The organism is Streptomyces endocoffeicus (genome assembly GCF_016741935.1).
Lineage (GTDB): Bacteria > Actinomycetota > Actinomycetes > Streptomycetales > Streptomycetaceae > Streptomyces > Streptomyces endocoffeicus.
Genome location: NZ_JAERRG010000005.1, coordinates 300,214 through 318,951, shown reverse-complemented (window position 1 = coordinate 318,951; position 18,738 = coordinate 300,214). Strand labels below are relative to the sequence as shown.

At 70.7% G+C, this 18,738-nt stretch carries 14 protein-coding genes; 9 read left to right on the top strand and 5 right to left on the bottom strand.

Annotated elements, in window-relative coordinates:
• Positions 1–2: 2 nt before the first annotated feature.
• Genes JK364_RS16285 through JK364_RS16275 form a run of 3 tightly spaced genes read left to right on the top strand, consistent with a single transcriptional unit; the run spans position 3 to position 3,708 of the window.
• The gene (locus JK364_RS16285; protein ID WP_201851787.1) at positions 3–1,496 is read left to right on the top strand and encodes a vWA domain-containing protein; all 1,494 of its coding nucleotides are present in this window, start codon (positions 3–5) and stop codon (positions 1,494–1,496) included.
• The gene (locus JK364_RS16280; RefSeq protein ID WP_201851786.1) at positions 1,493–2,425 is read left to right on the top strand and encodes a GlnX family signal transduction membrane protein; all 933 of its coding nucleotides are present in this window, start codon (positions 1,493–1,495) and stop codon (positions 2,423–2,425) included. Before JK364_RS16285 ends, JK364_RS16280 begins: the two co-directional genes overlap by 4 nt.
• Positions 2,422–3,708 (top strand): ABC transporter substrate-binding protein, encoded by a 1,287-nt coding sequence (locus JK364_RS16275; RefSeq protein ID WP_201851785.1) that lies wholly within the window; start codon positions 2,422–2,424, stop codon positions 3,706–3,708. The genes JK364_RS16280 and JK364_RS16275 overlap by 4 nt, the downstream gene beginning before the upstream one ends.
• A 107-nt stretch (positions 3,709–3,815) precedes the next feature.
• On the opposite strand, the gene JK364_RS16270 is transcribed toward JK364_RS16275, so the two are convergent.
• Both JK364_RS16270 and JK364_RS16265 read right to left on the bottom strand, forming a co-directional pair.
• On the bottom strand, positions 3,816–5,723 hold the full coding sequence (locus tag JK364_RS16270; protein ID WP_201851784.1) for a DUF8823 domain-containing protein: 1,908 nt from the start codon (positions 5,721–5,723) through the stop codon (positions 3,816–3,818).
• 199 nt (positions 5,724–5,922) lie between these two features.
• Positions 5,923–8,586: a D-alanyl-D-alanine carboxypeptidase family protein gene (locus JK364_RS16265; protein WP_201851783.1), complete on the bottom strand. Its 2,664-nt coding sequence runs from the start codon at positions 8,584–8,586 to the stop codon at positions 5,923–5,925.
• Positions 8,587–8,841: 255 nt separating this feature from the next.
• On the opposite strand from JK364_RS16265, the gene JK364_RS16260 reads away from it, so the two are divergent.
• From JK364_RS16260 to JK364_RS16250, 3 genes are all read left to right on the top strand, one after another.
• Positions 8,842–9,597, top strand: coding sequence for a GOLPH3/VPS74 family protein (locus tag JK364_RS16260; RefSeq protein WP_201851782.1), 756 nt, complete (start codon positions 8,842–8,844; stop codon positions 9,595–9,597).
• A gap of 381 nt (positions 9,598–9,978) precedes the next feature.
• Entirely contained in the window at positions 9,979–10,872 is an 894-nt protein-coding gene (locus JK364_RS16255; protein ID WP_044571409.1) for a helix-turn-helix domain-containing protein, read from the top strand.
• Between the two features lie 193 nt (positions 10,873–11,065).
• Positions 11,066–11,275, top strand: a complete 210-nt coding sequence (locus JK364_RS16250; protein ID WP_201851781.1) for a DUF397 domain-containing protein — start codon at positions 11,066–11,068, stop codon at positions 11,273–11,275.
• Between the two features lie 133 nt (positions 11,276–11,408).
• On the opposite strand, the gene JK364_RS16245 is transcribed toward JK364_RS16250, so the two are convergent.
• Complete coding sequence (locus JK364_RS16245) at positions 11,409–12,236, bottom strand: hypothetical protein (RefSeq protein WP_201851780.1); 828 nt, start codon at positions 12,234–12,236, stop codon at positions 11,409–11,411.
• 154 nt (positions 12,237–12,390) lie between these two features.
• On the opposite strand from JK364_RS16245, the gene JK364_RS16240 reads away from it, so the two are divergent.
• Together JK364_RS16240 and JK364_RS16235 are read left to right on the top strand one after the other, a co-directional pair.
• Positions 12,391–13,173 carry an SDR family oxidoreductase gene (locus JK364_RS16240; protein ID WP_201851779.1) on the top strand — a complete coding sequence of 261 codons (783 nt, stop codon included), beginning with the start codon at positions 12,391–12,393 and terminating at the stop codon, positions 13,171–13,173.
• A gap of 314 nt (positions 13,174–13,487) precedes the next feature.
• Positions 13,488–15,062 (top strand): sodium:solute symporter family protein, encoded by a 1,575-nt coding sequence (locus JK364_RS16235; protein ID WP_201851778.1) that lies wholly within the window; start codon positions 13,488–13,490, stop codon positions 15,060–15,062.
• Between the two features lie 181 nt (positions 15,063–15,243).
• Here the strand turns inward: JK364_RS16235 and JK364_RS16230 are convergent, their stop codons facing one another.
• Positions 15,244–15,798 carry a GNAT family N-acetyltransferase gene (locus JK364_RS16230; RefSeq protein ID WP_201851777.1) on the bottom strand — a complete coding sequence of 185 codons (555 nt, stop codon included), beginning with the start codon at positions 15,796–15,798 and terminating at the stop codon, positions 15,244–15,246.
• Positions 15,799–16,045: 247 nt separating this feature from the next.
• Here JK364_RS16230 and JK364_RS16225 point away from each other — a divergent pair, with 247 nt between their 5' ends.
• Positions 16,046–17,467: a glycosyltransferase 87 family protein gene (locus JK364_RS16225; protein WP_201851776.1), complete on the top strand. Its 1,422-nt coding sequence runs from the start codon at positions 16,046–16,048 to the stop codon at positions 17,465–17,467.
• Here JK364_RS16225 and JK364_RS16220 read toward each other — a convergent pair.
• Entirely contained in the window at positions 17,452–18,576 is a 1,125-nt protein-coding gene (locus JK364_RS16220) for an ADP-ribosylglycohydrolase family protein (RefSeq protein WP_201851775.1), read from the bottom strand. The genes JK364_RS16225 and JK364_RS16220 overlap by 16 nt on opposite strands.
• Positions 18,577–18,738: the final 162 nt, after the last annotated feature.

Here is an 18,738-nt window from a genome sequence, read left to right as displayed (position 1 = left end):
AGATGAGTGAGGACCACAGAAGGCAGTACGGCCCAGCGGGCGCGGACGGGGGCCCGGCCCTCACCCTGCGGGTGCACCAGAACAAGTACCTGCCCGCCTCCGCGGGCCGCACCGAGATGCACGCCATCGTCAGCGTGCGGGCCCGCGGTCTGGGCCCGGCGGCGGCTCGTACCGCCACGTCGGAGGTCATCGTCATCGACTGCTCGATGTCGATGAGCTGGCCGCCGACGAAGATCGCGGCGGCGCGGCGGGCCACCGCCACCGCGGTCGGCATACTGCGCGACGGCACCCGCTTCGCGATCATCGAGGGCACCGAACAGGCCCAGGTGGTCTATCCGTTCACCGGTGGCATGGCGGTGGCGGGGCCGGACACCAAGGCCGCCGCCGCCCGGGTTGCCGCCCGGCTGCCCACGATCGGCGGCACCGCGATCGGCTCCTGGCTGGACCTCGCCCGGCGGCTCCATCTGCGGCAGCCCGCCGCGATCCGGCACACCCTGCTGCTCACCGACGGCCGCAACGAACACGACCCGCCCGGCTATCTGGACCAGGTGCTGGACGCCTGCTCCCCGCATTTCACCTGTGACGCCCGCGGGATCGGCGACGGCTGGGACGCCACCGAGCTGAAGCGGATCGCCCACCGGCTGCACGGCAGGGCCGACGCGGTCCTGAAGGACTCCGCGCTGGCCACCGAGTTCGAGGAGATGGTCTCCGCCTCGATGGCCAAGGCGCTGGCCGGGGTGCGGATCCGGATCCGCACCCGGGCGGGCAGCCGGGTCGGCTTCGTCAAGCAGGTGCATCCCACCCGGGCGGACCTCACCGACGAGGGCGTCCGCCCCGATGAGCGCACCTGGGAGTGGACCACCAGCGCGTGGGGCGACGAGACCCGCGAGTACCAGGTGTCCGTGCTCGCCGATCCGCGGCGCGATCCGATGGGCGAGGACGTGGAGCTGGCCGCCGTGGAGCTGACGGTGGAGGGCGACACCGCGCTGCCGCCGCCCGAGCCGGAGTCGGTGCTGGTCCAGTGGACGGACGATGTGCTGCTGTCGTCCCGTATCGACCCCCGGCTGGCCCACTACGACGCCGACTCCGAGCTGGGTCACGCGATCACCGCGGGCTGCGACGCGTACGAGGCGGGTGACCGGGAGCGGGCCCGCCGCCAGTGGGGGCGCGCGGTCCAGCTGGCCCATCAGCTGGGCAGCGAGAAGATGCTGGCCCGGCTGAGCGGGCTGGTCCACGTCGTGGACGCGGCCACCGGCGAGGTGCGGATCCGCGAGCCCATCCGGCCGCTGGACCTCAACTCGGTGATCGTCGTGTCGGAGGAGAGCGCCCCCTTCATGGGGGTGGAGCGCCCGGAGCCCGCCGCGCCGCCCGCCGACGATGTCCTCTGCCCGGCCTGCGGGCGCCGGTCGCCCGCCACCGCCGGGTTCTGCCAGCAGTGCAACGCCCCCCTGAACGGTGAACCGGGCGAATCGGGTCGAGCGGGCGGCGCGAAATGAGCGCCACCCGGGCCTTGCTGGTGCGCCGGCTGACCGCCCTGCTCGTGGTCACCGCGGTGGCCGTGGCCACGCTGCTGGCCGCGTACTACGGCGTCAGCCGCAACTCCAAGGCGGTGACCGACCGGTCCACCCCGGCGATACTGCAGGTGGCCGCCGCGATCGACGCGCTCAACGCCTCGTACGACGAGGCGCGGCGCAGCATCTCGAGCCCCACGGCGGAGTTCGAGGGGCTCAGCGAGGAGTACCGCGACAAGCTGTCGACGGCCAAGCAGAGCCTGACCCAGGTGTCCAAGAGCACCATCGGGGGCGAGTCGGCGCGCGGGGCCCTGCGCACCTCGGCGGCACTGGTGACGTCCTATGACGGCACCGTCGAGCAGGCATACGCGAACCGCGAGAACCCGACGCTCAGGGATGCCTACCTGCGGTACGCCGATTCCATCCTGCGGCACGACCACAGCGGTCTCCTCGACCGTCTGAGAGCGGTGCAGCAGCGGCAGTTCGGTGTGCTCGACGACCAGACCTCGTTCGGCTGGCTGCTGACGTTCGCCTGGTGGCTGCTGGTGCCGGGGCTGTTCCTCACGCTGGCGGCGCTGCTGGTCCACACCCAGCGCTTTCTGCGGCACCGCTTCCGGCGGCTGGTCAATCCCTGGCTGGCGGCGGCCACCGCACTGCTCGTCGCCCTGCTGCCGCTGGCGGTGTTCACGTACCAGACCCAGGACCGGCTGGAGTCGGCCCGGGCCAGCCTGACCCAATCGGACATCGGCCGCACCGGCGGCCCCACCGCCAGGGAGGTCGCGAGGACGATGCGGAACGCGCATTGGCAGGCCGGTGCGGTCGGCTGGATACCCGTGGGCGGCGCCGTGCTGGCCGCCCTGATCCTGGTGGGTCTCCAGCCGCGTATCGACGAGTACCGGTTCCAGCCCCGATGAGCGCGGCGAAGCGGTCCGGACACGCCACGGCCACGGTCCTCGGGCTGTGGATGGTGCTGCTGTGTGTCGTGGGCGCGGGGGATACGAGCGGCTGGCAGTCGCGCGGCAGTGTCACCGTGCTCGCGTCATGGACCCGCGACGAGGGCGAGGCGTTCCGGGCCCTGCTGGACACGTTCACCCGGCGCACCGGCATCCATGTGGACTATCAGGGCACCACCGCGCTGCGCGAGGTGCTGTCCTCGGAGGTGGCCTCCGGGACTCCGCCCGATATCGCCGTGCTGCCCAGCACGGGCGAGCTGGCCGCGTACGCCCGCCAGCGCCAGCTGACCCCGCTGGACGGAGTGATCCCGAGCCGGGAGCGCACGGCCTACGGAAAGCTCTGGAAGCCCCGGCTGAGCGCCAAGGGGCCGGTGTACGGGATCGCGGTCAAGGCCGATCTGAAGAGCATCGTGTGGTACGACCGCGACCGCCGCCCGAGCACCCTGCCCGCCCTCGCCGCCGACGGCCGCCAGTGGTGCGTCGGCATGGGGGACGACGCGGCCTCCGGCTGGCCCGGCACCGACTGGATCGAGGATCTGCTCCTCCAGCAGCAGGGCCGATCCGTCTACCAGGACTGGGCCACCGGCGGGCTGCCGTGGACGGACCCCCGGGTGGAGCGGGCCTGGCAGAGCTGGGGCTCGCTCTTCGGCAAGGACACCGCGCGCACCGCGCTGATCACGGACTTCCGCGAGGCGGGCACGAAGCTGTTCGGCACGGACCCGCCGTGCGCGCTCGAGCACCAGGGGTCGTTCATCCGCGGCGGCTATCCCGACCCCGCCAAGGTGACCTTCGCCTTCTCCCCCGGGCTCCTCCCCGACACCGACCAGCGGTCCACCGCCCGGGAGGTGTCCGGCGACTTCGCCGCGATGTTCCGCGACACCCCGCAGGCCCAGGAGCTGATGCGCTATCTGATCTCGGCCGACGCCCAGCGGGCGTGGGGCGAGAAGACCGCAGACAGCAGCACCCACCCGTTCTTCGCCAACCGCGACGTCCAGCTGGACGCCCAGGGCCACGACGCCGTGGGCCGGAGCATCGCGAAGACGCTCCGGGACTCGACCTCGCTGTGCCTGGACGCCTCCGACGCCATGCCCACGCGGATGCGGGTGGCCTTCCAGCGCGCCGCGCTGGCCTACCTCAGCGACACCAGCAAGCCGCCGGACGGGCTGCTGCGCAGCCTGGAGAGGATCCGCCAGAGCCTGCGCGACACCCCCGACCAGCCCTGGCTGTCGACGGTCTGCGGCTGACCCGGCTCGGGAAGCCGGGCCGCGGCTGACCGGAAACCGGGCCGCGGCTGACAGAAAACCGGGCCGCGGCTGACCGGGCCGGGAATCCGGTCAGCCACCGGCCGGGTTCAGGGCGCCATCTCGTCCGGGCAGGGCGTGCCGCGCGGCAGCTGGTACTTGCCCGTTATGCGGTAGATGCCGGGCCGGGGGGCGTGCAGCACCGTCCACTCGTCCTCCGGCTGGCCCTCTTCCCCGCCCTCGGTCTGCTTGGTGAGGCAGCCCTCGCGGTTGATCGGCAGCCGGTCGTCCTCCCCCTTCGGGGCCCGGACGCTGTGCCCGTCCTTGTCCACCAGGCCCAGCCACGGCGAGTACGGGATGCGGATGAGCACCGGGCCCTTGGCCTGGACCGACAGCACCAGCTGGTCGGCGCCCGCGCGCCGCACGGTGGCGGGCGGGTCGGCGATCTGCGTCGGGTCCTTGACCTCGTACAGCTTCCAGTTCTCGTCCGACCAGACCTGGCGCAGATACGGCGGCTCGGTGTCCAGCAGCTCGGACTCCTTCTCCGCCGCGGTGTCCGGGTCGTCCGCGGGCAGCACCACAAAGTGCACCGCCCAGCGCTTGAGCCATTCGTGGTACGTGACCGGGGTGAGGGTGTCCTCGCCGTAGAAGATCGGGTTCCGGTCCAGATCGCGCTGGCGGTTCCAGCCGCGCGCCAGATTGACGTACGGGGCGAGCGCGGAGGACTCGCGGTGGCTGCGCACCGGAACCACCTCAACCCGGCCCCGGTCGGCCTGCTCCCGCTTGAGCCGGTCGACCAGCGGCGCCAGCTCACGGGCCCAGGACGCCGAGGGAGCGGTGTGGATCACATCGTCGGCGGTCTTGACCCCCTGCCACACCGTGACGGTCGCGAGCGCCAGCACCAGAACGGTCCAGCGGCGGCCCGCGCGCGTCGTGCGCAGCTCGGCGCGCGGTGGCCTGCGCACCGCGGGCAGCGCGGCGATCAGCACCACACCGCCGAAGATCATGCCGAGCCGGGAGATATTGGTGCCGATCTGGGAGGGAATCGCCCAGGTGAGCACCACTCCCAGACAGTAGAGCCCGGCCCCGACCCGCACCGTCGACCAGGTGCGCGGCACACACATCAGCGTGGCGGCACCGGCGATGAACGGCAGGATCACCGACCCGATGCCCATCGGCTGCTCACCGGAGAAGGGGAACAGCCACGCCGACAGGCCGACCACCACGGCCGGGGTGATCCCGAGCGCGTACGCGGCGGGGCGCCGCTTGGTCAGCCACAGCCCGGCGGCCACGACGCCCACGAACAGACCGGCCACCGGACTGGACATGGTCGCCAGCGCCGACAGCACGGCGGCCAGGACGAACCGTCCGGTCTTGTGGTGCCAGCGCCGGGAGCGCCACCGCCGGGGCCAGGCGAAGATCACAGCGACGGCCGCGAGCCCGAACATCGCGCCGAGCCCGAAGGTCACCCGACCCGAGATGGCGTTGCAGGTCAGCGCGAACGCGCCGTACATGGCGGGCCACATCGGCCGCCGTACGGCACGGCTGCGCACCAGCAGCAACGCGAGCAGCCCGGCGGACAGCGTCCCCGCGATCATCATCGTCGAGCGGACCCCGAGGACCGCCATCAGATATGGCGAGATAACGCTGTACGAGACCGGGTGCATCCCGCCGTACCAGGCCAGGTTGTACGCCAGGTCCGGGTGCTGGAGGGCGAACTCCGCCCAGGCGTCCTGCGCGGCGAGGTCACCGCCGCTGTTCGCGATCAGCGCCACCCACACCAGATGCAGCAGCGCGGCGGCGGCCAGGGCGGTCAGAACCGGATGGCGCAGGGCCGCCGTTCTGGCACGCTGGAGCAGCCCGCCCGAAGCGGCCCGGCCGCTCTCGCGCTCCGCCTCCGCCTCTGCCGGGCCGGTCGGCTCGGCGGGCCAGCGCTGTGTGGGTACGCGTATTCGTGCGGCGGTGCTCTCCTCCGAGCTCCCGCTTTCATCGGCCCGTGTCGGATCCACGGTGGTCACTGCGGCTCTCCCCGTCTTCCCCCGAGGTCTGCCCCATCGTCCTCAACCCCGCACCGGATCACTCCGGTTCCGCGGTGGGTCCAGGCCGGGGACCCATCGACGCTAGCACGCTCGGGCGGCCCCGATCCGGCTCGGGCCCCGGCGCGTTTCGCGCCGGGGCCGCTTCCTCTCGTCCCCTCTATGCCACTTCCCTCTCGGGTCAGCCGATACGGGTCAGTTTCGCGCCGAACGACGGCTCGGACAGATCACTCTGAAGAGCCACCGGCGCCTTGAGCTGTCCGGGGCCCGTGCCCACGGTCACCTCGCCGACGACCGTGCCCGCCTTGGCCGAGTGCGGCACCGTCTTACCGCCGTCGCCGATCTTGATGTCGACCGTCAGACCGGACCAGCCGACCGCCTTCAGATCCTTGGTGGCGACGACCGGCGTGGTGCCGCCGAGACCGTCGTCCACCTGGCCGACGACATCGCCCTTCTTGATGACGGTGGCCGCGGTGAGGGCGTCCTGCGCGGCGGTGATCAGCTTGTAGCTGTTGGTCTGCGCGAGCTGGAGGCTGGCGTCCAGCGTGGTGGTCGCGCGCTGCTCGAGGACCACACCGAGGATCCGCTGCTTCTTGCCGTCGATCGTCCGCACGGCGCCCCACATCAGCGCACCGCCGGCCGGGGTGGAAGAACCGGTCTTGATACCGATCACACCCGGCTTCACCAGCAGATTGTTGTTGTTGTAGATACGGTCGCCGAGCCCCGGGATATCCGTGTTGGGCGTGGCCACGACCGCCCGGAAGGCGTCGGACTGCATCGCCGCCTTGGCCAGCTTCAGCTGGTCGGCCGCGGTGGACTTGGTGGACTCCTTCAGACCGCTGGGGTCGGTGTAGGTGGTGTGCTTCATCCCCAGGCTCTCGGCCGCGTCGTTCATCTTCTTCACGAACGCGTCGAGCGATCCGGCGTCCCAGCGGGCGAGCAGCCGGGCGATGTTGTTGCTGGAGTTGATCAGCAGCAGCTGGAGCAGCTGATGCTGGGTGAAGCTCTGCCCCTCCTTGACCTCCGCCCGCGACTCGTCGGCGGACTTCGCCTCCTCGGCCGCCTGCGCGTCGATCTTGATCTTCGGACCCTCCGCGTCGCCCTTCAGCGGATGGTCCTTGAGCACCACATAGGCCGTCATGACCTTGGTGACACTGGCGATCGGCACGGGCTTCTGCTCACCGGAGGTGCCCAGGCTGCCCACGCCCTCGACCTCGGCGGCCGACTGGCCCTGGTCGGGCCACGGCATGGAGAGCGCGCCGCCGCCGAAGCGGTAGGCGGCGTCCGAGGTGAGCTTCAGCGACGGATCCGGCAGCGGCCGCATCGCCTGGGCAACCCCCAGGATGATCACCAGCAGCACGGCCAGCGGTGTCCAGATCTTGACCCGGCGGACCGCCGTCCGCAGCGGCGTCTCGGGCTTGGGCGGCGTATTGGTCAGCTGCGCCAGCAGGTCGAGCGGCGCGGGCTGCTTGCCGTCCGGGGCCAGCGGCGGCAGCGGCTGCTGCTTGGTCCGCTCGGCCTCGGGGACCGCCGCGGGCGGGGCCGCGGGGGCCTTCGGCGCGGCGGGCGGGGCCGGGGGCTTCGGCGGGGCCGGGTCGTCGGGGGACCGCAGCGGGATGAACTTGCTGGTCCGCTCGTTGTCCGACTCGCCGACGGGCTTCTTGCCGGACGTCTTGGCGTCGGACGCCTTCGCGTCAGACGCCTTGTCGGCCGTCTTGCTGTCGGCGGTCTTGCTGTCGGCGGTCTTGCTGTCGGCGGTCTTGCCGTCGGCGGTCTTGCCGTCGGCGGTCTTGCCGTCGGCGGTCTTGCCGTCGGCCGTCTCGCCCTCGGCCGTCTCGCTGTCAGCCGGGGGGCCGACCGCCTTGAAAGCGGTGGTCGGCTGGTCAACGCCCTTCTTGCCGCCCTTGCCGCCCTTATCGCCCTTCCCCGGCTTCTCCGGGAGCACGCCGAAGGCGGCCGTCGGGCGGTCGATCGGCTTGTCGGAGTTGTCGTCGCCCGCGTCGGACGCGGCGGCCTTACCGGACTCGCCCTTGGGCTCGTCCGCCTCGGCCTCTTCCTTCTTCTTGGACTCGCCCTTCTCGGACTCGTCCTTCTTGTCCTTGCCCTCGGCGTCCGCCTTGGGCGTCACCGTACGGAAGACGGCCGTCCGCTGATCCACCGACGACTTCGAGGACTCGTCACCGTCCTCGTCCGACTCGGCTTCGGACGCACCCTCAACCTTCGCGTCCGCGTCCCCCTTCGGCGTCACCGTACGGAAGACAGCCGTCCGCCGATCCACCGACGACTTCGACGACTCATCGCCGCCCTCATCCGACTCCGCCTCGGACGCACCCTCAACCTTCGCGTCGGCGTCCGCGTCATCAGAGTCGTCAGCGTCATTGGAATCATCGGCGTCATTGGAGTCATCGGCGCCGTCCGCACCGCCCTCGTCCGCTTCCGCCTCCGCCTCCGCGTCGGGCTCGGCCGCATCCCCCTTGGGTGATTCGTCCGATGCACCGGCATCCGCCTCCGGCTCCGCCTTCGCCTCCGACGACCCGGAACCTTCGCCCTGTTCACTATCGCGAACACCAGAAACCTTCGCTTCACCCCGGTCGACCGCCGGCGCCTCTGGTTCCGCTTCCGCCTCCGCTTCGGCCTTCGCCTGGGAGGTCACCTCGGGCTCGTCAGAAGCCGATTCCGGCTCCTCGGAACCCGACCGGAGGTCGTCGGACACGACGGCGACCGCCGTCGAGCCCTGGCCCGCCTCCGCTTCGCGCGAGATCGCGAGCCTCGGATCGCTCTCTCCCCTAGCCGTCTCCCCCGACGACTTCTGCTGATCCGACCTGCCGGGGGACTCGCCCGCCACCGATGCCTCCTCGATATGTGTCGCGGGACGCCGTACGCCCCATGGCGTCACGTCCCGCAGCCCAACCTCTACCAGTGTCCTGTGTGTCCGGCACGCGATCGCGCATCGCCACAGCCGGAGAGCGTCTTCAGGTGCCCGCCCACCTGCTAGACGAGAACGACATACCTACTGGTTCCCACCCAAACCCCCCAGGCACTCTCGACAGACCAATGTGAGAGGGGTCACCCTGTCATTCATCCACGCGGGGAGGCATGGATGGGCAGGAGCCGCAGAACAATTCCTGAGGAGCTTCTGCTGCTCGCTTTGGACCCGACCACGGGTACCACGGCGCAGCCGCAGTCGCTTGACCTCGGTCTTGCCGGGGCACAGCTAGTAGAGCTGGCCCTGGCCGGACGGATAGCCCCTGACGGGGATCGTATCGCCGTGGTGCTGCCACGGCCGACCGGAGATCCGACTCTGGACTCCGCGCTGGAGCTGCTGCGCCGACGCGGCAGCCCGGTGCGCGCGGTCCACTGGATCGGCGGGCCCCGGCTGGGGCTGCGCCAGACGTACCTCACGCACCTGGAGCGCTGCGGCATGGTGCATGCCGTCGCGGGCCAGATGTGTGGCGTACTGCCGACGACGCGCTACCAGGCGACGGACACGGCGATCAGCCGGGAGATCAGGGCCCGGCTGGACAGCGCGATCCGCACCGGCGTACCGCCGGACCCGCGGACCGCGGCGCTCGCCGCCCTGGCCCACGCGGTCGGGCTCGGCAAGCACCTGTATCCCGGGAACGAGGGGCGTTCCTCGCGCTCCAGGCTCCGGGATCTGATCCGGCACGACCCGATGGGCGGTCTCGTGGCGCACGCCGTGATGGACGTGCAGAACGGTGCCGCGGCGCAGCCACGGCGCGCACCGGCCGCAGGCCCGGGCCGACAGCCGGGCACGCGCGCCGCGGCGGAGCCCGCGGCCGGCGTTCCGGCCCAGCCGTCCCGTCGCGGGAGCATGGCCCGCGTCGGAGCGCGCTGAGGCCCCTTCGGGGCACCATCGCACCAGCACGCACCACCCAGCCCGTCGAACGCACCAGCAGCCCGTCAGCGGGGCGGCGGACACCGCTCCCGGCACCGTCCGGGGCCGAGCGCCACCGTCCGGCTCCGAGCAGCACCGAGCACCACTGACGCTCCACCGACCGCACCGCAGTCCCCACTGACCCGGTTCGGGAGCCGCTGAAGCGCGCGGGGTGGTGGGACGGCCGATTTGGACGACCGGCCGTCCCGCCGCCCCGCGCGCGCGTTCGCCCACCGTTGTGCGGCCGCCCTTGTGCGGCCATTTCCCAGCGCGGCCCCGTCCGGTAGTGGCAGGCTGCTGAACAGCATAAATCAGCAGTACGAAGCCGGAGGTGCACGTCCCGTGACATCGAACGTCGGCCCCACTGTCCGGCGACGCCGGTTGGGCCAGGAACTGCGCAGGCTCCGCCAGGAGAAGGGCATGACGGCGGAGGAGGTGGCGGAGGAGCTGATGGTCTCCCAGTCGAAGATCAGCCGACTGGAGAACGGACGCCGCAGCATCAGCCAGCGCGATGTGCGCGACCTGTGCCGCACCTACAAGGTGGAGGACAAGGCGCTGGTCGATTCCCTTATGCAAATGGCGAAGGAGTCCCGCCAGCAGGGCTGGTGGAACGCCTTCGGCGATGTGCCGTACAGCGTCTATATCGGCTTCGAGACGGACGCGGCGTCGCTGCGGGTCTACGAACCCCAGGTGCTGCCCGGCCTCTTGCAGACCCCGGAGTACGCGGAGGCGGTGATCAGCGGCGCCCTGCCGGAGGCCCCTCAGGACCAGATCGCCCAGCGGGTCCAGGTCCGGCTCAGGCGCCAGGAGCGGATCACCGATCCACTGGCGCCGCTGCGGCTGTGGGCGGTCGTGGACGAGGCGGCGATGCGGCGGGTGGTCGGCAACTCCAAGATCATGAGCGATCAGCTGGACTATCTGGTCCGAATGAGCCACGAGCCCCATGTGACGGTGCAGGCGCTGCCCTTCGACATGGGATCGCATCCGGGGATGAGCGGGCAGTTCACCATCCTGGAGTTCTCGGACGAGTCGGACACCAGCGTCGTCTATCTCGAGGGCGTGACCAGCGACCTGTATCTGGAGAAGCTCAGCGATGTGCAGAGCTACAGCATGATGTACGAGCATCTGCGGGCCCAGGCGCTGAACGCGGATCAGAGCCGCCAGTTCATCACCGAGATGGCCCAGGAGCACGCCCGCAGGCACCAGGAGGAGAGCGAGGCGGCCCCGGCGGACTGAGGAGGGACGGAAACGCTCCGGCGCGAACGGCGAAGGGCGGAGATTACACCTCCGCGCCTCGCCGGGGAAGGGGCCACGGGAATATGCCATCCGGTCGAGTGAATGGCCCGCTTTCCAGACGATGTTGCCGAGTAACGTCGGTGACGCCTCCAATCGGGGGTGCGTCTCATCTACACAATGCATCGGAGCAATCGTGTCCATTCAGCAGGGAAAGACGAGCATGTGGGTGAAATCCTCGTACTCGGCCGGAAACGGCGCTTGCGTGGAAATCTCCTCCCCGGTCATCAGCGAGATCGCCGTGCGCGACTCCAAGGACCCCCAGGGACCGACGCTCAACTTCGCCCCCGCATCGTGGTCGGCCTTTGTGTCCGACGTCAGCCGAGGCGCCTTCGACCTCGGCTGATCTCCGCACCATCCGGCCGCGGTAGCGCGGTCGGCGGCGCGGAGCGCCAAGTCCGCAGCCGAGCCCTCTCGACCGGTCGCCGTCCCTGCCGAGAGGGCTCTTGCCGTTTCCGGCGCTTTCCCGCGTCGCCGCTTCAGCGGAGTTCCGCCACGTATTGGTCCGTACCGGGAATCGTCGGAATGAACGGCGCCATGAATTCCACCCGGCCGAGACCGGCATCGGCCACTTCACCGTCCAGACCGGTGAAACAGGGGTCCCAGCATTCGCGGGGATCGGACTCCAGGAACCAGAGCAGGGTCAGCCGGGTGTCGACCCCCTCGACCTGCTTCACATACGACATCCGGTCCGAGGGCAGCGGGGTCGGCCGGAAGACCGTCACCATCGCGGCGGGTGAGCCCGCGAGCCGGCGCGGCAGATGTCTGGATCGGAGCCATGCGAGCAGTTCCTCCCGCTGCTCCGGGCCCTCGGTCTCGATCACCTCCAGCGCCAGCCCGGCGTAGGGGTGGTCCAGTGCGTGGTGGTCACGCGGCCCGGCCGCCCCGTCCCGGTAGATGGTGGCCTCGTGGTCCTGGAAGGCCGTGAAGATGTGCGTACGGTCCTGGTAGACCCGCCCGTCCCGCAGCAGCCGCTTGTTGATGCCGACCGTCCACCGCATGTGGTCCGCGTAGCGCCCCTCGGTGAGCCAGTAGACGGAGAGGTAGCAGCCGGCGGTCACCGGCTGGGCGATCGCCGACTTCTCGGGGTAGCGCAGCAGTTGCAGCTCACGGGTGGCGACCCAGCGGCGGCCCGCGTAGATCCAGGGCATGGCCATCGCGCCCGCGATGAAGTGGTCGTCCTCGTACCAGCGGTTGTAGGCGTACTCATGGCCCGGGTGCGGCTCGACCAGGGTGATCAGGGCATGGCCAGGGCGCACCCCGTACGGGCCGACGGAGGCCAGTTCCGCGTACGCGTCGCTTGTCATGTCCCTCAGGTGTAGCTGACGTGACGTCAGTTGGGGAGGGGTGCGTACGAATCAAGTGCGCGGAATCGGACGGCGAAAACGGGCCGGTGGCGCTCTGGTCATCTCGCGGCCGCGCCCCTAATCTGACGCGACGCCAGCCACGGGAGGGACCGCCATGCCGCTGCAGGGCAAGACCGTCGTCGTCTCCGGGGTCGGACCCGGGCTGGGAGCCCGGGTGGTGGCCGCGTGCGTCCGGGACGGGGCCCGGGTGGTGATGGGGGCGCGGACCGAGGAACGGCTGCCGAAGGTGGCGGAGGAGGTCGATCCGGGCGGTGAGCACACCGCCTGGCGGCCCACCGACATCGCGGACGAGGCGCAGTGCGAGGCCCTCGCCGCGCTCGCCCTCGACCGCTTCGGCCGGATCGACGCCGTGGTCCATGTGGCCGCGCTGGACAGCCACTTCGGCGGGCTGGAGGACGCCGACTTCGCCTCCTGGGCCCGGGTGGTGGACATCAATCTGCTCGGGACGCTCCGGATGACCCGCGCCTGTCTGCCCGCGCTGAAGCGGAACGGCGGCTCGGTCGTGCTGATCGGCACCCAGTCGTCGTCCGCCGCCCCCACCGAACTGCGCCAGACCGCCTACGCCGCCTCCAAGGGCGCGCTGACCTCCGCCATGTACGCGCTCGCGCGTGAGCTGGGTCCGCACCGGATACGGGTCAACACCGTGCAGCCCGGCTGGATGTGGGGGCCGCCGGTGCAGGCGTATGTGACCTTCACCGCGCAGACCGAGGGCGTGGGCGAGGCCGAGGTGCTGAGCCGGCTCACCGACCGGATGGCCCTGCCGGAGCTGGCGACGGACGGCGATGTGGCGGAGGCCGCGGCGTTCCTGGCCTCCGACCGGGCCCGGGCGATCACCGGGCAGTCGCTGCTGGTGAACGCCGGTGAACTGATGCGTTAGCGCGACTCCTGTCCGGCCTTTCGGGATCCCGCTCCCGTACGACCCAGCGATCGGTGGGCGTGCGTCTGACGAAGTGCCCGCTCATCGTGGGCGTACAGACATGCGAACGACAACGCCCCGTCAGGTCAAGAAACCGTAAATTCGTTCTTCTTTCTGACCTGCGTTCACACTCGTGACCTATAGAACCCTTGACCGGTCACCCGAACGAGCGGTTCAATCCCGGAAGTACCCCGCTCCCGCTCGGGGGAACCGCCCATGACGAACGTCGCGGCGAAGTGCGCTCCCGTTCATATGGCGGACCCCTGGGAGGGGACATGAACAGTCTCGACTGGGTTGTACTGATCGGCTACTTCGGTGTCATGGTCGGCATCGGCCTCTGGTCCCACAAGCGTGTGGACAACGTCAGCGACTTCTTCACCGCGGGCGGCAAGATGCCCTGGTGGCTGTCCGGGATCTCGCACCACATGTCCGGCTACAGCGCGGTGATGTTCACGGGATACGCGGCCATCGCCTACCAATACGGCATCACCTCCTATGTCACCTGGTCCTTCCCCATCGCCATCGGCATCGCGATCGGCGCCAACCTCTTCGCGCCGCGCCTGAACCGAGTGCGCAGCAAACTCAAGGTGGCCTCGCCGCTCGAATATCTGAAGAACCGCTACAACCTGCCCACACAGCAGGCGCTGGCCTGGTCCGGGGTGCTGCTGAAGATCGTCGACGTGGGTGCCAAGTGGGCGGCCATCGCCACCCTGCTCTCCATCTTCACCGGTGTCTCACTCAACCAGGGCATCCTGATCACGGGCGTGGTCACCGCCATCTACTGCACCGTCGGCGGACTGTGGGCCGACGCGCTCACCGAACTCGGCCAGTTCGTCATCCAGTTCATCGCGGGCATCGCGATGCTGATCGCGGTGCTCAATGAGCTGGACGGCTTCTCCACCTTCTGGACCGTCTGGGACGACCTCCCCGACAGCCACCACCAGCCGACCGTCGGCCCGTACACCCTGGTCTTCCTGCTCGCGTACCTCTTCATCAAGACCTTCGAGTACAACGGCGGCATGTGGAACCAGGCGCAGCGCTACATGGCGACGGACAGCGCCCACTCCGCCAAGCGCTCGGCCCGGCTGTCGGCCGTCCTGTGGTTCGTCTGGCCGCTGGTGCTGTTCTTCCCCATGTGGGTCGCGCCGCTGATCATCAAGACGGACAAGCCCGCCGACTCGTACGCCGAGATGGCCGAACACCTGCTGCCGCACGGTCTGCTGGGCCTGGTGATCGTCGGCTTCTTCTCACACACCATGGCGATGTGCTCCTCGGACGCCAACGCGATCGCGGCCGTGGTGACCCGGGACATCATGCCCGCGATCTTCAAGTCCGTACGCGAGTGGAGCAGCCGCACCGGGCTGCTCGCGGCCCGCTACACCACCCTGCTCTTCCTCGCCCTGTCGATGGCCATCGCCACCCAGGTCAACTCGGACTTCTTCGGGGACATCATCACCGTCGTGATCAAGTGGGTCGCCGGGCTCATGGGACCGATCGCGATCCCGCTGATGCTGGGCATGCTGCGCGCCTTCCGCAAGTCGGGTCCGACGGCGGCGCTGGTCAGCTGGGCCATGGGCCTGATCGCCTTCTACCTGGTCAACTACCCGATCAACGACGCGATCGACGGAGGCGTGAACCTGGAGTACCAGATCTCCATCCCGCTCGCGGTCTCGCTCGTGCTCTTCATCGCCATCGGCTACCTCAAGCCGGAGGACACCCCGGAGCGCGATGCCATCCTCGCTTCGCTCAACTCGGATGACGACGGGCCGGGTTCAGCGAGTGCCGCGCTGTCGGTGCCGGAGCAGGGCGACGCGGACGGCCGCAAGTCGGTCGCGGGCGCCACGGACTGACGCCTTCCGCGCGGCGGCCATGACCCGGGCCGCCGGTCACCGCCCTGTGCGGGGTGACCGGCGGCCCGGTTCTGTCTGTTCGTCGGTGCGCGCCGGCTATTGGGGCGCACGGGCTATGGGGACGCGCCGTCTGTTGAGGCGCACCGGCTATTGATACGCACCGGCTATTGATACGCACCGGCTATTGATGCGCGCGGGCCGTCAGGTCGCACTGCATGAGGTGGGTGTCGATCCAGCGTCCGTGCTTGTGGCCGACCCCGGCCAGCAGGCCCGCCGGGCGGAAGCCGAAGCGCCGGTGCAGGGCGGCCGAGGCATCGCTGCCGGAGTCTGCGATGACCGCGACGACCTGCCGTACGCCCGCCTCGGCACAGCGGGTGAGCAGGGCGTCGAGCAGCGCGGCCCCGAGCCCCCCGCCGGTCCGCCCGGGGGCGAGGTAGATGGTGTTCTCGGCGGTGTGGCGGTACGCGGGCTTGGGGCGCCAGGGCCCGGCGTAGGCGTAACCGACGACCGTAAGGGCATCGTCTTCGGAGGCCGTACGCCCGTCGTCGACCTCGGCGACCAGGAACGGCAGCCCCCGGTCGGTCAGCTCGGCCAGCCGCCGCGCCCAGTCCTCGACGGTGGGCGGGGTCTCCTCGAAGGTGACGATGGTCTCAGTGACGTAGTGGCCGAAGATCGCGGCGATGGCGTCGAGGTCGGCGTGGGTGGCATCACGTATGACGGCGGTGGAGGCAGGCACCCGGCCACCTTACGGCCCGCCGTTCCCGGCGGGGCAGAAGTGGAACGCGGGGCCGGGGTGGCGATGGGGAGATTCCACCTGTCCAGGCAACCTTTTGCTCATCTGCGGTTCTCATCCGGAACGTACTGTGGTCGGCCGTCCGAGTCCGCCGGCCACCGACCCCACCACCCGCACCGACCGCACCACCCGGACCCGACTCGCCCCGCCCCCACCGAGCCGCCGTCCTCAGGGACCTCTGGAGCCCCACGTGACCGCCACCCAGACGATCACCGACTCCCGGATCCACCGGGCCCGCGCCCTCGTACTGCGCCGACCGGTCCTGTGCGCGGCGGTCTTCTGTCTGCTCTCCTTCACCGGGTTCTGGATCGCTCAGCGGGCCGCCCAGGTGTCGATGGTCGACCTGCTGGTCTACCGGGCCGAGGGATGGACCGTACGCAATGCGATGGATCTGTATGACATGCGGGCGACTGAGCACAGTCTCCCCAATACCTATCCGCCGTTCGCGGCGCTGCTCTTCACCCCGCTGACCGTGATGAGCACGGGCGTCCTGCGGACCTTCGGGACGGCCGTCAATCTCGTCCTGATGGTCGCCGTGGCCCATCTGTCGCTGCGGCTGATCCGACTGCCCGCGCGGGTGCCGCGACCGGCCGCCGTCCTGGCCCTGGCCGCCGTCGGGGTGTGGTGTGAGCCGGTGTGGACGACCCTGCGCTACGGGCAGATCAATCTGCTGGTCACGGCGCTGGTGCTGTGGGATCTGACCCGCCGGGCGGGCCACCGCTGGGCGGGGGTCGGGACGGGCATCGCCACCGGGATCAAGCTCACCCCGGGGCTCTTCGTGGTCTTGCTCGGGCTGGCCGGACTCTTCCTCAGCCTCCGGCGGCTGCGGTCGGCCGGGGCGGCCCGCGGGCGCACCGGGTCCGGAAGCGGTCCGCCGCCACGGCGCTTCCTGAACGACCATCTGCGGCGTGCGGCCGTCGCGACCGCCGCCTTCGTCCTTACGGTCGCGTTCTCGGCCCTGGCGCTGCCGCATGACTCCCGGCGCTTCTGGACCGAGGTCGTCTTCGCCACCGACCGCCCCGGCGATGTCGAGGGCGCGGGCAACCAGAACCTCAAGGGCGCCCTCGCCCGTGTGCTGCACACCCCCGACCCGGGCATGTGGTGGCTCGCGGCGGCCGCGCTGATCGGCTGTGTGGGCCTGGCCACGGCGGTGGCCGCCCAGCTGACCGACGACCGCCGGCTGCCGAACGCCCGCGCCTGGGCCGCCCTCACCTGCGCGGTGACCGCCCTCATGGTCAGCCCGGTCTCCTGGTCGCACCACTGGGTGTGGGCCGTCCCGATGGTCCTGCTGCTCGCGGTGGAGGCGGTGCGGCGGCGCACGGCGGGGTGGACGGCCTGGACGGTGGGGACCGGGCTGCTGTTCTGCTCCTTCATGGTCTGGTACGCGCCCCACAGCCGACCGGCCCGGGTGGAGCTCCACCAGAACCCGGCCCAGATGCTGCTCACCGCCGTCTATCCGCTGATCGGCGTCGCCTTCCTGGGCGTGGCCGCGTATCTGACCGTGCGCGCCGTAAGGAGTCCATGGCGTCCCTGGGAGGGGATCGGGACCCTGGGGCGGCAGCGGACGGGGGCGGCGCGGCGGCGGCCGGAGCGGACCTACGCGCGCGGGTAGCGGGTGAGCCAGGCCGGGGAGGAACTGCCGGGGCCGTGCAGGGCCGGGCCCTGGGTCATCTCCATGGCGAAGTCGTCGGCCAGTTCCAGGATCGTGCCGCGCCCCTCGACCTCCGCCAGCCAGGCGGGCGGCAGCGCCGTCTCGCCGTGCAGCGCGCCCAGCAGATTGCCGCAGATGGCCGCCGTGGAGTCGCTGTCCCCGCCGTGGTTGACAGCGAGCAGCAGCCCATGGCGGACGTCCTCGGCGACCAGCGCGCAGTACAGGCCCATCGCCAGGGCCTCCTCACCGGTCCAGCCCTCGCCGAGCGAGGCGACGCGGTCCGGGGTCGGCAGGCCCTGCCGCACGGCGCCGAGGGCGTGCCGCAGCGCGTTCGTGGTCTCCTCGTGGCCGGGGCGGGTGGCCAGATGGGCGAGGGCGCGCTGGACGGCTCCGTCCAGCGCCTCGCCGCGCGCCAGGCCGTGCACGATCAGGGCGAAGGCACCGGCCGAGAGATAGCCGGTGGGGTGGCCGTGGGTCTGGGCCGCGCACTCGATGGCCAGCTGGAAGACCAGCTGCGGCTCCCAGCCCACCAGCAGCCCGAAGGGCGCGGAGCGCATCACGGCGCCGCATCCCTTGGAGTCGGGGTTCTTGGGCCGCTCCAGGGTGCCCATGGTCTCGTCGGCGAGCCCGGTGATACAGGCCCGGCCCGGGGACCGCTGGGCGTACAGCCACTCCTCCCGGGCCAGCCAGCCGGCGTCCTTACGGCGCTCATCGGGGCCCCAGTCGCGCTGGGTGGAGTACCAGCGGCGGTGGGCGGAGTGGATGTCGGTGGGCGGGTGCCAGGCCCCGGTGTCGCGGCGCACCTGCGCCCGTATCAGTCCGTCCACGGTGAACAGCGTCATCTGGGTGTCGTCGGTGACCCGTCCGCGGCCGCCATAGGCGGGCAGGAAGTCCGTCACGCCCTCGGGTCCGTGTGCCGCCCTGATCTCGTCCAGGGAGGCGAACTCCACGGCCGCCCCCAGCGCGTCCCCGATGGCCCCGCCGAGCAGACAGCCGCGCACCCGGCTGCGGAAGTCCTGCTGTTCGGCGCGGCCCCATACGCCGGTCGCTGCGCTGGCGGTTGCGGTCACGACCTATGCCTCTTTTCTTCGCTGCGTGAATGGCCCTGAACTGCCTTCGAACTGTAATGGACACCTAATGATCGCCTCCCGGCCGCCGCGGATTGTGAAGGCGTCATCACGGAGAAGACGACGGACCGTCGCATTCCGAGAATGCGAATTCCCTCACCGAAT

Coding starts and splice junctions, on each gene's coding strand:
- JK364_RS16285 (WP_201851787.1), top strand. CDS start 3: ATGAGTGAGGACCACAGAAGGCAGTACGGCCCAGCGGGCGCGGACGGG.
- JK364_RS16280 (WP_201851786.1), top strand. CDS start 1,493: ATGAGCGCCACCCGGGCCTTGCTGGTGCGCCGGCTGACCGCCCTGCTC.
- JK364_RS16275 (WP_201851785.1), top strand. CDS start 2,422: ATGAGCGCGGCGAAGCGGTCCGGACACGCCACGGCCACGGTCCTCGGG.
- JK364_RS16260 (WP_201851782.1), top strand. CDS start 8,842: ATGGGCAGGAGCCGCAGAACAATTCCTGAGGAGCTTCTGCTGCTCGCT.
- JK364_RS16245 (WP_201851780.1), bottom strand. CDS start 12,236: ATGACAAGCGACGCGTACGCGGAACTGGCCTCCGTCGGCCCGTACGGG.
- JK364_RS16240 (WP_201851779.1), top strand. CDS start 12,391: ATGCCGCTGCAGGGCAAGACCGTCGTCGTCTCCGGGGTCGGACCCGGG.
- JK364_RS16235 (WP_201851778.1), top strand. CDS start 13,488: ATGAACAGTCTCGACTGGGTTGTACTGATCGGCTACTTCGGTGTCATG.